Source organism: Arthrobacter sp. SLBN-100 (genome assembly GCF_006715305.1).
GTDB lineage: Bacteria > Actinomycetota > Actinomycetes > Actinomycetales > Micrococcaceae > Arthrobacter.
In genome coordinates this window covers 1,261,892-1,276,406 of record NZ_VFMY01000001.1, presented here as the reverse complement: position 1 = coordinate 1,276,406, position 14,515 = coordinate 1,261,892, and the positions used below count along the sequence as shown (strand labels likewise).

Annotated in this window: 13 protein-coding genes and 1 riboswitch; of the genes, 2 read left to right on the top strand and 11 right to left on the bottom strand. The window is 65.3% G+C overall.

The window, feature by feature from the left end:
• Positions 1-9: 9 nt before the first annotated feature.
• The 6 genes from FBY31_RS05920 to FBY31_RS05895 form a co-directional block, all read right to left on the bottom strand.
• Positions 10-768, bottom strand: a complete 759-nt coding sequence (locus tag FBY31_RS05920; RefSeq protein WP_142038074.1) for a class I SAM-dependent methyltransferase — start codon at positions 766-768, stop codon at positions 10-12.
• 59 nt (positions 769-827) lie between these two features.
• Positions 828-2,261 (bottom strand): aminotransferase class V-fold PLP-dependent enzyme, encoded by a 1,434-nt coding sequence (locus tag FBY31_RS05915; RefSeq protein WP_142038071.1) that lies wholly within the window; start codon positions 2,259-2,261, stop codon positions 828-830.
• 37 nt (positions 2,262-2,298) lie between these two features.
• Positions 2,299-2,412, bottom strand: a riboswitch (SAM riboswitch).
• 158 nt (positions 2,413-2,570) lie between these two features.
• A complete protein-coding gene (gene hisN / locus FBY31_RS05910) occupies positions 2,571-3,383 on the bottom strand; it encodes a histidinol-phosphatase (protein ID WP_142038068.1) in 813 nt (270 codons plus the stop codon).
• A gap of 48 nt (positions 3,384-3,431) precedes the next feature.
• Complete coding sequence (rsgA, locus tag FBY31_RS05905) at positions 3,432-4,547, bottom strand: ribosome small subunit-dependent GTPase A (protein ID WP_142038064.1); 1,116 nt, start codon at positions 4,545-4,547, stop codon at positions 3,432-3,434.
• Complete coding sequence (gene aroA, locus FBY31_RS05900; protein ID WP_142038062.1) at positions 4,531-5,922, bottom strand: 3-phosphoshikimate 1-carboxyvinyltransferase; 1,392 nt, start codon at positions 5,920-5,922, stop codon at positions 4,531-4,533. Before aroA ends, rsgA begins: the two co-directional genes overlap by 17 nt.
• A 7-nt stretch (positions 5,923-5,929) precedes the next feature.
• Complete coding sequence (locus tag FBY31_RS05895) at positions 5,930-6,478, bottom strand: DoxX family protein (RefSeq protein ID WP_142038058.1); 549 nt, start codon at positions 6,476-6,478, stop codon at positions 5,930-5,932.
• A gap of 198 nt (positions 6,479-6,676) precedes the next feature.
• On the opposite strand from FBY31_RS05895, the gene FBY31_RS05890 reads away from it, so the two are divergent.
• Together FBY31_RS05890 and rsrA are read left to right on the top strand one after the other, a co-directional pair.
• Entirely contained in the window at positions 6,677-7,561 is an 885-nt protein-coding gene (locus FBY31_RS05890) for a sigma-70 family RNA polymerase sigma factor (RefSeq protein WP_442858209.1), read from the top strand.
• On the top strand, positions 7,558-7,818 hold the full coding sequence (gene rsrA / locus FBY31_RS05885; protein WP_142038052.1) for a mycothiol system anti-sigma-R factor: 261 nt from the start codon (positions 7,558-7,560) through the stop codon (positions 7,816-7,818). Before FBY31_RS05890 ends, rsrA begins: the two co-directional genes overlap by 4 nt.
• A gap of 156 nt (positions 7,819-7,974) precedes the next feature.
• Here the strand turns inward: rsrA and FBY31_RS23775 are convergent, their stop codons facing one another.
• The 5 genes from FBY31_RS23775 to FBY31_RS05865 form a co-directional block, all read right to left on the bottom strand.
• On the bottom strand, positions 7,975-8,049 hold the full coding sequence (locus FBY31_RS23775; protein ID WP_369299106.1) for a 50S ribosomal protein bL37: 75 nt from the start codon (positions 8,047-8,049) through the stop codon (positions 7,975-7,977).
• Positions 8,050-8,206: 157 nt separating this feature from the next.
• On the bottom strand, positions 8,207-8,821 hold the full coding sequence (locus FBY31_RS05880; protein WP_142038049.1) for a PadR family transcriptional regulator: 615 nt from the start codon (positions 8,819-8,821) through the stop codon (positions 8,207-8,209).
• Complete coding sequence (locus FBY31_RS05875) at positions 8,821-9,672, bottom strand: DUF4097 family beta strand repeat-containing protein (RefSeq protein ID WP_142038046.1); 852 nt, start codon at positions 9,670-9,672, stop codon at positions 8,821-8,823. Before FBY31_RS05875 ends, FBY31_RS05880 begins: the two co-directional genes overlap by 1 nt.
• Before the next feature lie 79 nt (positions 9,673-9,751).
• Complete coding sequence (locus tag FBY31_RS05870; RefSeq protein WP_142038043.1) at positions 9,752-10,351, bottom strand: GDSL-type esterase/lipase family protein; 600 nt, start codon at positions 10,349-10,351, stop codon at positions 9,752-9,754.
• A gap of 147 nt (positions 10,352-10,498) precedes the next feature.
• Positions 10,499-14,314 (bottom strand): multifunctional oxoglutarate decarboxylase/oxoglutarate dehydrogenase thiamine pyrophosphate-binding subunit/dihydrolipoyllysine-residue succinyltransferase subunit, encoded by a 3,816-nt coding sequence (locus FBY31_RS05865; RefSeq protein ID WP_142038040.1) that lies wholly within the window; start codon positions 14,312-14,314, stop codon positions 10,499-10,501.
• Positions 14,315-14,515 lie beyond the last annotated feature (201 nt).

Sequence of the window (14,515 nt, the reverse complement as noted above, 5' to 3'; positions counted from 1 at the left end):
CCGCCCCCGCTATGCTTTGGTGGCCCGCCAGGTAAGCGTGAGATAGGGCAGTTCCAGCTCTTCATCGAGGCTGTGGCCCAGGTGGTCGTGCAGATACCAGTCAAGGTTGGCCAGCACCTTTGCGCGGGTAGTTTCGCCGGCCCGCAGGTAGTAGCTCCGCGACTTCGTCAGTTCCACGAGATCGGTGGTGGTGACGCGGTCCTGCCAACGCGTCACGTGGCCCTCAAGGTCCCTGAACTCCGGCCCAACCTGCGGCCGGGAACCTGGCTTGTAAACGTCTCCGGCATGCATGATCCGGGAAAGCCGGTGAACCCAGGGAACCGAGGTGTCCAGCTGGTTCCAGACCAGGCCCAGCGTTCCGTGCGGACGCAGGACGCGCGCAAGTTCGGTGCTTGCCGCGGGGGCGTCACACCAGTGCCAGGCCTGGGCAACGCTCACGACGTCGAAGGCAGCCGCGGGCAGGCCGGTGTCCTCGGCGGTGGCCTGCACAGCCGTGGCCGCGGGATAGTGCGCGCGTAACTGTTCGAGCATGTCCGCAGAAGGGTCCACCGCGGTGACCGTCAGTCCCATACCAAGCAGGAGTTCGGTGAATTTGCCGGTGCCGGCACCGGCGTCCAGTGCATCGCGGGCCGCGGCGGGGACCAGCCAGCGTGCTGATTCTTCCGGATAGCCCGGGCGGACCCGCTGGTAGTGCCGGCCACCGTCCTGGAAGCTCTGGCCGAGCTCCCGGCGCCGTCCGTGATCAAGTCTGGGGCCACCCCGTACCACTTGTGGCCTCCTTCGCCTGATGCCCTTGGGTATCCTTTGAATCTACCCCAAGCGCCGCTTTAGTCGTCGAGACAGGGAGCGGCCCCGGCAGTTCCCGGAGTGTTGGGTGCCCAGTGCGGGTACGTCCGTGTGTCGTTTGCGGGAACCCAGCGCCCGGCGTCCACCACGTAGTCCCAGCCCAGCCCCTTGCTGCGCAGAGCCGCAATGCCGGCCAGGAGCCGTTCGGCGTCCTCCAGGCGGGAGCCGACGCCAAAGCTGGCACGGAGGGATCCGGAGGGCAGGCCCAGGCGCTTCAGGAGCGGGTGGGCGCAAAAGCGGCCGTCGCGCAGGCCCACGCCGTGCTCGGCGGACAGGTAGGCCGCCACCAGCCCGGCGTCGTAGCCCTCCACGGAGAAGTTGACCACTCCAATGGTGTCCGTATCCGGATTGGTGTCCTTGAAGATCTGGTGGACGGTCACACCGTCGATTTCCTGCAGGCCTTCCACCAGGAAGGAACGGATGGCGGATTCATGGGCGTGCCACTGATCCTGGTCCAGCCCGGCGATCACCTGTGTGGCGCGGGCCAGCGTGGCGGCGCCGAGGACGTTGGGTGAGCCGCCCTCATGGCGGGCCGGGCCGGTGGCCCAGCTGACGCCGTCGAGCCTTGCTTCCTTGACGGCGCCGCCGCCGGCAAGGTGCGGCGTTCCCGCGTCGAGCCAGTCCGTGCGGCCCACCAGCACGCCGGCACCGAAAGGTGCGTACAGCTTGTGGCCGGAGAAGGCGAGGTAGTCGACGTCGTCCGCTGCAATATCCACGCGGCGGTGCGGTGCAAGCTGGGCCGCGTCCACCACGATCCGTGCGCCGTGTTCGTGGGCCAGCGCGGCCAGGGAGCGGATGGGAAGGATCTCGCCGGTGACGTTCGACGCGCCGGTGACGGCGAGCAGGCTCACGCCGCCCTGCTTCAGCTCCGCCCGGATGGCTTCGATGGTGCCGGCGATGGTGTCGGCGGCAACGATGCTGCGGTGCGGGACGCCCTGCCACGGCAGCAGGTTGGCGTGGTGCTCGATGTCGAGGTAGAGGACGTCGCCGTCCGGGCGTCCGTCCGTTGCAGGCAGGCAGCCGGCCAGCAGGTTAAGCGAATCGGTGGTGTTCCGGGTGAAGATCACGGAGTCACCGGCGCGGCCGCCCACGAACTCACGGACAATGTTGCGCGCGTTTTCGTAGACTGAGGTGCTGATCTGGGACGCGTAGCCGGCGCCGCGGTGGACGCTGGCGTAGAACGGAAGGATCTCGTTCAGGTATGCCGAGACCACCGAGAGCGCAGGAGCCGAGGCGCCGTAGTCAAGGTTTGCGTAACGGACGTGGCCGCCGTGGATCAGCGGCGCCTGGATTTCGGCGCCGGTGACGGCAGCGAGCGGACGGCCGGCGGCGGCATGGCGGGCATCAAAAATGGTTCCAGGCGTGGCAGCAACAGAAGCAGCAGTGGCGTTGGGGGAGACGGTGGCAGTTGTCACAGAGACCTCACTTCGAAAAAGGACTCCCTCTGCCGGGAATCCGCGCTTGCCGCATCCGTTCCGGACCGGCCTGGTCGTCACCCGGGGCACCCCACCGCGGTTGGAGGGTTGCCGGCCAGCAAACCGGGGTTTAGCGCTGGCACTCGTGACCTGGTTAAGAGCGTAAGACATGGCGCAGGAAGGTTTGAAGCCGGCATGAATGTTAAGCGCTTTGTTACGCCGCGGCTGAAAAGGGCCTTTTTGCCGAACAAACGACGGCAGGTGCCTCCTTGTGGGGGCACCCGCCGCTGTTTGTTCGGTGGAACTGGTTTAAAGGAGGTCGTCCAGGTCCGGATTCAACCTGCGGAGCACCTCGGAGTGCAGGATGGAGTTGGTGGCCAGCGCATTGCCGCCAAAGGGCCCGTCCTCGCCTTCCAAGGACGTGAAGCGCCCTCCTGCTTCCACCACGATCGGCACCAGGGCAGCCATGTCATAAAGGTTCAGTTCAGGTTCGCAGGCGATGTCCACTGAGCCTTCGGCCACCATGCAGTAGGACCAGAAGTCGCCGTACGCCCGGGTCCGCCACACGTCCTCGGTGAGGCCCAGAAAGTTGTCAAGATTGCCGCGTTCCTTCCAGCCGCCCAGGCTGGAATAGGAAAGGGAGGCGTCGGAGAGCTTGGAGACGTTGGACACCCGCAGCCGCGTGGCCGCGGCGAGGGAACGGCCCATGTAGGCCCCCATGCCCTTGGCCGCCCACCAGCGCTTGCCCAGGGCGGGTGCACTGACCACACCCACCACCGGCTCGCCTTCGTCCACCAGCGCGATCAGGGTGGCCCAGACCGGGACGCCGCGGACAAAGTTCTTGGTGCCGTCGATGGGATCGATAATCCAGCGCCGCGACCCGTGGCCGGTACTGCCGAACTCCTCGCCCAGCACGGCGTCGCGCGGGCGGGAACGGGAAAGCTGGCCGCGAATGGCTTCTTCGGCAGCCTTGTCCGCGTCGGTAACCGGCGTCAGGTCAGGCTTGGTCTCCACCTGGAGGTCCAGGGCCTTGAAGCGGCCCATGGTCTGGTCATCCACCGAGTCGGCCAGGACATGGGCCAGGCGCAGGTCATCGTTGTAGCTTGAAGCGGGTTGGATCATGGTTCCAAACTACCGTCTGCGCGCGGTTCTGCTGGGAGATCGGCGTTGTCAGTTGACGCTGCCAAGCTCCTTGGTCTCCTGGGCCTCCATCCGGGGGTCGGTGCCGAGGAGCCGCCGCAGGGAGGCCAGCCGGGCTTCTCCGGTGGCTCCGGCATGCCCGCCGGACACCCAGGCGTCCAGGCCGCAGTTCACGGCGTTAGTGGTGTGCTTGCAGCCCCGCTCGCAGTCTTCAATGCCGGGGGAGAGGTCCGGGAAGGACCGCAGGATCCGGTCCGGGTCCACGTGGGCCAGGCCGAATGAGCGGATGCCGGGGGTGTCGATGATCCAGCTGCCTGCCGGTGCATCCGCAAGCCTCAGCGCCAGGGCGGACGACGACGTGTGGCGGCCCCGGCCCGTCACCGCGTTAACCCCGCCGGTGGCACGCTCGGCCCCGGTCAGCGCGTTCACCATGGTGGACTTGCCCACGCCCGAGTGCCCCAGCATCACCGTGACTTTTCCGCCCAGGTAGCCCCGAAGTTCCGCCACCGCTTCGCCGTCCAGGCGGGCCGACAGTCCGTCATCCGAGCGGGCGTCGATGCCCGAAGCGCTGGAATCCGCTGTCCGGCTGATGATCACGGGGAAGTCCAGGTGCTTGTAATTGGCCAACAGCTCCGCCGGATCCTTGACATCGGCCTTGGTGACCAGCAGGATGGGCTCGATCCCGGCGTCGTACGCAGCCACCAGGGCGCGGTCGATGAAGCCGGTGCGCGGTTCCGGGTTGGCGGCAGCCACCACAATCACCAGCTGGTCGGCGTTGGCCACCACCGCCCGTTCCACTGGATCGGTATCGTCGGCGCTGCGCCTGAGGAGGGTCTTGCGGTCCTGGATCTTTACCAGCCGGGCCAGGGTGTTCGGGTCCCCGGAAACGTCTCCCACGAGCGACACAAAATCACCGGCCACCACGGGGTTCCGGCGCAGCTCGCGTGCCCGGGCGGCAATGACAACGCGCTCGTTGCCGGAGTCTTCACCCACCACTGCCGTGTACCGGCCGCGGTCAACGGTGACGATCCGGCCGGTGACGGCGTCGTCGTGGCTTGGCCGGTCCTTCGTGCGGGGCCTGGAGCCTTTTTTGCTGGGCCGGATGCGGACATCCGACTCGTCCCAGGAGTCAGTGCTCCGCGCCACCGGTTGAACCTTCCGCCCCAGTACCGGTGGAGCCCGTCTGGGCCAGCATGTCCGCCCACAGCCGGGGAAAGTCCGGCATGGTCTTGGCGGTGGTGGCGATGTCCTCCACCTGGACCCCCTCCACAGCCAGGCCAAGGATGGCTCCGGCGGTGGCCATGCGGTGGTCCGCATAACTGTGCACAACGCCGGCGTGCAGCCTGGCAGGCCGGATCACCAGGCCGTCGCTGGTCTCCTCGGCGTCGCCGCCCAGGCGGTTGATCTCGGTGACAAGGGCTGCCAGCCGGTCCGTCTCGTGCCCGCGCAGGTGCGCGATTCCGGTGAGCCGGGAGGGGCCGGTGGCCAGGGCGCAGAGTGCGGCCACTGTGGGGGCCAGTTCGCTGGTGTCCGCGAAATCCGCGCCCTTGATTTCCGCTCCGCCGGTGACGGTGAGGACGCCGTCGCGCAGGCTGACGTCGGCCCCCATCTCGGCCAGGATGCTGCGCCAGAGATCCCCTACCTGCTGCGTCTGTTCCGGCCAGCCTGGAATCCGGACGGTTCCGCCGGAGGCCAGGGCCGCGGCCAGGAATGGCCCGGCGTTGGAGAGGTCCTGCTCGATCCGCTGATCGAAGGCTCGGATGGGCCCGGGAGCAACCACCCAGTGGTTCGGGACTGAATCGTCAACCACAACGCCGGCGCCCCGCAGGACGGCAACCGTCATATTGATGTGGTCCAGGCTTGGCACCGGTTTGCCGACATGCTCCAGGTGCAGCCCCTCGATAAACCTGGCACCCACCAACAGCAGAGCCGACACAAACTGCGACGAGGCGCTTGCGTCGATGACCAGGTGGCCGCCACGGACTTCGCCTGTGCCTTGCACCACGAACGGCAAGGACGACGGCGTGCTGCCATCTTCAGCGGATACAGCCACACCCAGCGCCTTCAGCGCCTCGATGATCGTCCCCATGGGGCGATTGCGGGCGTGCGGGTCGCCGTCGAACAGGCTGGCACCGTTACGCAGCGCGGCCAGCGGCGGCACGAACCGCATCACCGTGCCGGCGAGGCCGCAGTCGATCCTTGCAGCGGACGGTGCCGCGTCTGCCGGGATCGGGAGGACCTCAAGATCCGGCCCGAAGGCCCCGTTCCCCGGTACCTCGCTGATGGTGGCACCAAGCTGGCGGAGCGCCTCGATCATCAGCGCGGAGTCCCTGGAGTGCAGCGGTGCGCGCAGGCGCGACGGACCGTCGGCGAGTGCGGCGAGCACCAGGTACCGGTTGGTCAACGACTTCGAGCCCGGCACCGTGACCGTGGCATCCACCGGTCGGGAGGCGAAGGGGGCGGGCCAGTGGGGGAGGAATGTTCCGGAGTTGTCCCGGGCGGCAGCGGCTGGTGCGGTCATGTCCTGCTTATGCCCCCGTGGCCTGCTCGACGGCGCGGCGGACGGCCTTGTCGGCGTTGTGCAGCTTCTTGTTGGTGGTCTTCCGGGCGTCGGCGGCCAGGTGCGCGGCCCCCTTCCTCGCGTCGGCCGCCAGGTGTTCGGCGCGCCACGCGAGCCCCGGCCTGCCTGCCGTGTCCACGGAAGCAAGCAATGCGCCGCCGCTCAAGGACAGGTTCTTCAGCAGCTGGTTGCGGCGGTTTCCGCGGCCTTCCTTGCTGCTGATGTCAGCGCTGCGCCACTCGACGAACGTGTTGAGCAGGGAAATCACGGTCAGCACGGCAGCTGAAAGACGGGAGAACTTTCCCAGTCCGAACAGGACACCGGCGCCCACCTGTGTGCCGCCGATAATCCGGGCCAGTGTCTTCTCATCAGTCTGGAACGGCAACGCGGCCGTTGCCTTGCTCAGCAGGGGCGAGAGCTGTTGCGCGGTATCGTCGGCGTTTTTGAGCTTATCCATTCCGGCAAGAACGAAACTGGAAGCCAGCATGGGCCGTGCGAGTGTGCGGACAAAGGACATGGATTTCCTCCTGGGTGGACGAACCGCGTCTGATGCGGCGGAGTCCGTTCTAGTCTTGCACTTTTGGGGAATATTTGCCCGAAGCCGCAGGTTATCGAAACTGGGCCTGAAAAGCCGGCCCACAAGACAAAGCACCGGACAACAGAGCGGAGTTGGCCCTTGAGGCGGGTGTTGGACGGAATCGATGCAGCAGGCCCGGTGGCCATGGAGTCCTTGGGGACCGAACCCCCCGGGTATGGGTCGGCGCGTGCGCAGAGCCTGACAGTAGACTTGAAGGCAATGAGCACCTTGGATCCGGCCGTTTCGGCCATGTATGACGCTTCGCAGAACGAAGCCAAGAGCAGCGCTGATACCCGGCCTGAGCCGCCAGAGCCAACGGACGGCTCCGTGCCAACGGAAGGCTCCGTGCCAACGGAAGGCTCCGTGGAGCCGGCGGAAGCGGCTGAGGAAGCGGTCAACGTTTCCACGGAATCGGACGAGGAGCGCCGGGTCCGGTTTGAACGCGACGCCATGCAGTACGTCGATCAGCTGTACTCGGCGGCCATGCGGATGGCCCGGAACCCGGCGGACGCAGAGGACCTCGTCCAGGAGGCCTACACGAAGGCCTTTTCCGCGTTCCACCAGTACAAGCCGGGAACCAACCTCAAGGCGTGGCTGTACCGGATTCTGACGAACACCTATATAAACCTGTACCGCAAACGGCAGCGCGAACCGCTTCAGTCCAACTCGGACACCATCGAGGACTGGCAGTTGGCGCGTGCTGAGTCACATACCTCCAGCGGGCTGCGTTCCGCTGAGGCAGAGGCCCTGGATCACCTTCCGGATTCGGACGTCAAGCGCGCCCTTCAGGCCATCCCCGAAGAATTCCGTCTTGCGGTGTACTTTGCGGACGTTGAAGGGTTTGCGTACAAGGAAATTTCGGACATCATGAACACCCCCATCGGCACAGTGATGTCCCGGCTTCACCGCGGCCGGAGAATGCTGCGGGACATGCTCGGGGAATACGCCGCCGAGCGCGGATTCAAAACGGCCGCAGAGGCACCGGACGCGGCGGAAAGCAAACAACAGGAGAACAGGAAATGAGCGACTGCCAGGGATTGGGCGACTGCGACGATACCAGGATGCAACGCATCTACGAGTACCTCGACGGCGCGTTGACTCGTGACGACATCACGGAAATCAAGACGCACCTTGATGAGTGCCCGGAATGCACGGAGCAGTATGACCTTGAGTGCGTAATCCGCAACATGGTTAAGCGTTCCTGCACCGAAGCTGCTCCGGAGAACCTGAAGAACGCCATCCTGGACCGGATCCACTCGATCCGTCCAGTGGGCGCATAGGCGGTACCTTACTCACAGTGCACCGTCCCCAGTCCAAGGCAACGGGACACGGGACACGGGACAGCGGGAGCCTGCAGATAGGTCCACATACAAAGGACCCCGGAAGCCGAGTGGCTTCCGGGGTCCTTTGCTGTAACCGCTGTACCTGGCATGTGCCTAGGTGTTGGGGCGCTTCCCGTGGTTCGCGCCGCCACGCTTACGGTCACGACGCTTGCGTGCACGCTTGCTCATAGCTGGCCTCCTTACTGTTGGTACTCAAAAGAGCTGCCCTCAAGTCTCCCACATGATCTGACGCCCCGCGAACCGGCAACCCCTGCATGACCTGCGGTTCAGTGACCATCCGCCCCGGACCCAGTCCCGGACCATGCTCCCAAACCCGGCTCTGCAGCTAGTTCCGGAGCGAGTTGCGGATGGCGATACCGGCCTGCTCCAGCACTGTCCTGACCGTTTCCAGAACCACGGGACTCAGTGGCTGGTTGCCTGCCTGCAGCCGGAGTTCGGCACGGAGGTCATCCCTGAAGGCCTGGAGCATGAGCTCGGCTTCCTTGAGAGCGGCCTTGCCGTCCGCGGCCGGGCTGCCTTTGAGGGCTGTGAAAGCGGCGGACGCTGCGCCGGCCCGGGCAGCCTCTGCAGTGGCCGCAAGGTCGGCCCGAAGTCCCCGCATGTTGCTGCGGATGTCCTCCCGGAGGTTGTCTGCCAGCCGGCGCACGGAGGCGGAAATCTCTTTTTCTACGCCTGCCAGTTCCTCACGGCGCAGGTTGAGTTCTGCCAGGCCGGCAGGTGTGATGCGGTAGTTGGTGCGGCGGCCGGCGGCTTCGGTGGCTACCAGCCCCTCTTCCTCGAGTTTCCCCAGCCGCGGATAGATGGTGCCGGCACTGGGGGAATAGGTGCCACCGAACCGCTCCTTGAGGGCCTTAATGAGTTCGTAGCCGTGCTTGGGACCCGACTCGAGCAGGGCCAGCAGGTAAAGCCGCAGCGCGCCGTGGGCGAAGACAGCGGGCATCAGCGCCGTTCTTCCGCGGATCCTGGAATGGTTCCGTTCGCTTCCCCCGGCCGCGCACTGTGGACGATGGAGGTCTTGCCCGACACAGAGTTGGTCCTCACCAGCATGAGCCTGGCGTCAGGGCCGGCGATCGTCTCCACCTTGCCGCCCGCTACGTGGTACTGCTGGTTGCCGATAACTACGGCCCCGGTGGCGGACTTGGCGACGACATCCACTCCGACGTCATGGGGGATCCGGATAGTGAGGTCCCCTGAGACGGAATTCGCACCGAAATCCTGGGTGAAACCCAACAGGTCGAAATTCATGTCGCCGCTGACCGTGTTGGCGCGGATATGGGTGAAGTGGCCGGAGGCCGTGACCTGGCCGGAGACAGTCTTGGCGGTGAGGACCCCGCTGTGATGCCGGGCGCTGACCTCGCCGCTGACGGTCGTGACGAACAGTTCGCCATCGGTGCCATCAGCCATCACGGAACCGGAAACGGTGTTCAGGCGCGTACGGCCGGCCATCCCTGACACGAGGCCGTCACCGCTGACGGTGCCGGCCTCGACATCAACAGTGGCGGGCAGGGCAATGCTGATGACGGCATAGTTCTCGCTGTGGTGATTGACCGTTCCCATGAGGTTCTTGAACCAGCCCTGGGGCCCGTGAAGCTGGTGGCGGACCTCCAGCCGGCCGTCTTCCAGTGAAACGGCTACGGGATCGCCGTGCACCTCGGAAACCTCGATCCGGGTATAAGGCTGCTCATGGGCTACTACATCGAACCGGCCGCGGACCATGCCCAGTTTCAGTGCCGAGACGGACTCGACGTCCAGGGTCTGGGCGGCGGTGACAGTCCACTTCTGATCAGCCATGGTTCCTCCAAAGACGATATATCGTGTTTGACCAACCTACTCGCGGTATGGACGGACTTCAAGATATATCGCGAAGAACTTACTCCGGAACTGCCACCCGCAGCCACTGGAACCAGCCGCGGTGCAGCACCAGCCAGGCCATCAGGCCGTAACCGGCCTGCCCTGGGGTGCCCCCGTTTGCGGCAAGGTCCTGGCGCCACTGTTCGTGGTTCAGGAGAGGGGAGAAGGTATCCACGTAGAGGTGCTTGCGGCGGGTGGTGACGTCCGCGAAAGCGGTGTTCAACTCGTCCAGCCGCCTGTTCTGGACGGGGTCAAGGGTGGGCGGTGGTCCAACAACAAATACCTCCAGCCGGTTCTGCGAGGCAGAATCGAGAATGTTGGCCAGGTTGAGGCGGCTGCGTGCAGTGGAAAGCCCGAACTCGATATCGCGGCCCGAGAGCCCTATCACCAGGCGGTTCTCGGACTGGTCGCTGAAGCGCCGGCGGGTCTCGTCCAGCCAGCGTGCAGCCAGGCCTTCCGTACCTTCCTGCGGACAGGGGAGCGAATAGCTTTCCAGGACCATGCCGTCCTGCGGAGTGCGGGCCAGTACTCTGCCCAGCCAGCCGAGCGCCCGGGGGTCACCCAGTCCGGCCAGCAGTTCATCTCCTACAGCTGCGATGCGCAGCTTCCTGTCTTCCACACGTTCCTCTTTACTTCGGTGTTGACTGCCCGCCGCAACCCGCGACTTCTTCCTGGCTGCCCGGGCGGACGCTGTCCATCCCATTAAACAGAACTGCCCGGCCGGAGTCTGGTATTTCGACGTCCGGCCGGGCAGCCTTACTGGTTATTACCGTGCAAATGCCTGCTTCAGCAGCGCATCCTGCTCTGCGGCGTGGCGCTTCATGGAACCGGCAGCCGTGGAGGCCGACGCCGCGCGCGACACGAGACGGACCTTCCGGTCAAGCGCATCCGGAAGGTTCAGGCCGATAAACGGCCACGGCCCCTGGTTGGCCGGCTCATCCTGCGCCCAGACAACCTCGGCGTTCCGGTACTTGGCCAGTTCCGCAGCGATCTCCGCGTGGGGCAGGGGGTAAAGCTGCTCCACCCGGACGATTGCCGTCGTCTTGTCGCCGGTCTTCTGCCGCGTGGACAGGAGATCGTAGTAAAGGCGGCCGGAAACCAGCAGGACACGCTCGACGGCGTCTGCGGCCAGCTGCTCATGATCGGCGATCACAGGGCGGAAGCTGCCGGTGGTGAAGTCTTCCACGGACGAGGCAGCAGCCTTGAGGCGCAGCAGCTGCTTGGGCGTGAAGATAATCAGCGGCTTCCGCGGACGGCTGTACGCCTGGCGGCGCAGCAGGTGGAAGTGCGAGGCCGCCGTGGTGGGGTTGGCCACGATCATGTTCTCTTCGGCACACATCTGCAGGAACCGCTCAATCCTTGCGGAGGAGTGGTCCGGGCCCTGGCCCTCGTAGCCGTGCGGCAGCATCAGCACCAGCGAGGAGCGCTGGCCCCACTTCTGCTCGGCGGAGGAGATGAACTCGTCGATGATGGTCTGGGCACCGTTGACGAAGTCGCCGAACTGGGCTTCCCAAAGGACGAGGGCATCCGGGCGTTCCACGGAGTAGCCGTATTCGAAGCCCATGGCTGCGTATTCGGACAGCAGTGAATCGTAGATCCACAGCTTGGCCTGGTCATCGGAGAGGTTGCCCAGCGGCAGCCATTCCTTGCCGTTGGCGCGGTCGTGGAAGACGGCGTGGCGCTGCACGAACGTGCCGCGGCGCGAGTCCTGGCCGGCCAGGCGTACAGGGACGCCTTCCATGATGAGGGAGCCAAAGGCTGCGATCTCGCCAAAGCCCCAGTCGATGCCGCCTTCACGGGACATCTGCTCACGCTTCTCCAGCAGTTGCTTGAGCTTGGCGTGGATGGTGAAGCCCTCGGGCACCTCCAGGTGGGCCTTGCCGATCCGGGCCAGAGTGTCAGCGGAGACGGCCGTGGATACGGGCGCGTTGCTGTTGGAATCGGATTGCTGGGCGATGGGCCGCTCGATGTCCGATACTGCTGCCGAATCCGCGGTGATGATCGGAATCGGGGAGGTCTGGGCTGCATGGGTCTCAGCGAAGACGCGCTCCAGCCGCTCCTGGTAGTCGCGGAGCAGCTGTTCGGCTTCTTCCTCGGTGATGTCACCGCGGCCGATGAGCGACTCGGTGTAGAGCTTGCGCACCGAACGCTTGGCTTCGATCAGGTTGTACATCAGCGGCTGGGTCATCGAAGGGTCGTCGCCCTCGTTGTGCCCGCGGCGGCGGTAGCAGACCATGTCGATGACAACATCCTTGTGGAACCGCTGGCGGAACTCGTAGGCGAGCTGGCCAATGCGGACTACAGCTTCGGGGTCGTCGCCGTTCACGTGGAACACCGGTGCCTGGATCATCTTGGCAACGTCGGTGGAGTACGTGGACGAGCGCGACGAGGAGGGAGCCGTGGTGAAGCCCACCTGGTTGTTGACCACGACGTGGATGGTTCCACCGGTACGGTAGCCGCGCAGCTGGGACAGGTTCAGGGTTTCAGCAACCACACCCTGGCCGGCGAAAGCGGCGTCGCCGTGGACCACGATGGGGAGGACCGGGAAGGACTCGCCCTGGTCCAGGCGGTCCTGCTTGGCGCGGACGATGCCCTCAAGCACCGGGTCCACTGCTTCCAGGTGGGACGGGTTGGCCGCCAGGTAGACCTTGGTCTCCTTGCCGTTGTCCGAGGTGAACGTGCCCTCGGTACCCAAGTGGTACTTGACGTCGCCGGAACCCTGGACCGAGCGGGGATCCTGGGTGCCTTCGAACTCGCGGAACACCTGTGCGTAGGTCTTGCCCGCGATGTTGGTCAGCACGTTCAGGCGGCCGCGGTGCGCCATGCCGATGGCGACTTCGTCCAGGCCGTCATCAGCGGCGTCGGACATGATGGCATCCAGCAGCGGAATCAGGGACTCGCCGCCTTCAAGGGAGAAGCGCTTCTGGCCCACGAACTTGGTCTGCAGGAAGGTTTCGAAGGCCTCGGCGGCGTTCAGCTTGGAGACGATGCGCAGCTGCTCTTCACGGCTGGGCTTCGAGTACGGGTGCTCGAGCTGGTCCTGGAACCACTTGCGCTCGGCAGGCTCCTGGATGTGCATGTACTCGATGCCCGTGGTGCGGCAGTAGGCGTCGCGGAGGACACCCAGGATGTCGCGGAATTTGAGCATCTGCTTGCCGCCGAATCCGCCGGTGGGCCACTCGCGGTCCAGATCCCACAGCGTCAGGCCGTAGGTGAGGACGTCAAGGTCCGGGTGCTTGCGCTGGACGTATTCGAGCGGATCCGTATCCGCCATCAGGTGGCCGCGGACCCGGTAGGAGTGGATCAGCTGCTGGATCCGGGCCACCTTGTTGATCTCGTCGGCAGGGTCAACCTGCTTGTCCGCGCTCCAGCGTACGGGCTCGTACGGAATACGCAGGGACTCGAAGATTTCGTCGTAGAAGTTCTGCGCGCCGAGCAGCAGCTGGTGGACCAGCTTCAGGAACTCGCCGCTGCCGGCACCCTGGATCACGCGGTGATCGTAGGTGGAGGTCAGGGTCAGGACCTTGCTGATGGCGTTCTGGGCGATGATCTTCTCGCTGGCACCCTGGAATTCGGCAGGGTAGTCCAAGGCGCCGACGCCGATGATGGCCGCCTGGCCCTTGGAAAGACGGGGCACTGAGTGCACGGTGCCGATGCCGCCCGGGTTGGTCAGGGACACTGTGGTGCCCTGGTGGTCATCAGCGGTCAGCTTGCCGTTGCGGGCGCGCTTGATGAGGTCCTCGTAGGTGTGCCAGAACTCGGAGAAGTTAAGGGTTTCTGCCTTCTTGATGTTCGGGACCATCAGCAGGCGGGTTCCATCGGGCTTCGGCATGTCGATGGCGATGCCGAAGTTGACGTGTGCCGGCTGGACTGCAACGGGCTTGCCGTCCACTTCGTCGTAGTACACGTTCATGGAAGGGAACTGAGACAGGGCGCGGATGACGGCGTAGCCGATCAGGTGCGTGAAGGAGACCTTGCCGCCGCGGGCGCGGGCGAGGTTGGAGTTGATGACCACGCGGTTGTCGATCAGCAGCTTGGCGGGGATAGCCCGGACGCTGGTGGCGGTGGGCACCTCAAGGCTGGTGACCATGTTGGTGGCAATGGCCTTGGCCGGTCCGCGCAGGACCGACACGACGTCCTCTTCCGGAGCCGTGGGAGCCTTGACGTTCTTGGGCAGCTGTGCCGGGATGGGCTGCGAACCGGTGCCGGGTTCAGTCTTCTTCGCACCGTCGCGGGCCACAGTAGCGGGGGCTTTTTTGACGGGCGCCGGTGCCGGGGCGGCGGCAGGTGCCGCAGAGGCGGGCGGGGCCGACGGCAGGGCAGGGGCTGCAGCCGGCGGCGCTGCCGGTGCCGCAGGAGCCGCGTTCACGACCGGCATTTCCCTGGTTGCGGGGTGGATGGTGGCTTGCGCCGAATTTCCGTTGGAAGAAGAACTGCTGCCCGAGCCGAAGGATTCAAACAGCGGCCACCATTTGGCGTCAACAGTGTTCTTGTCCTTTTGGTACTGCTCGTACAGTTCGTCAACGAGCCACTCGTTTCCGCCAAATTCCTCTGGTAGACGGTGGCTAGGCTGCTCTGGCACTTGAAATACGCCTCTTCCATGAGTTTGATTTCTCTCCGGCCCACGGTGCCTCAGCACTACGTTTCAACCGGTCTCTGCGTCCTCTGAACCCAGACCATTGCCAGTCTAGTGAGCATCTTGTGGTAACTGCCAATAAGGGTGACCCAAATCATGATGAGACGCGAAATAGGCTGAATATGGCGGCCGCGGTAGCTGGCCCCG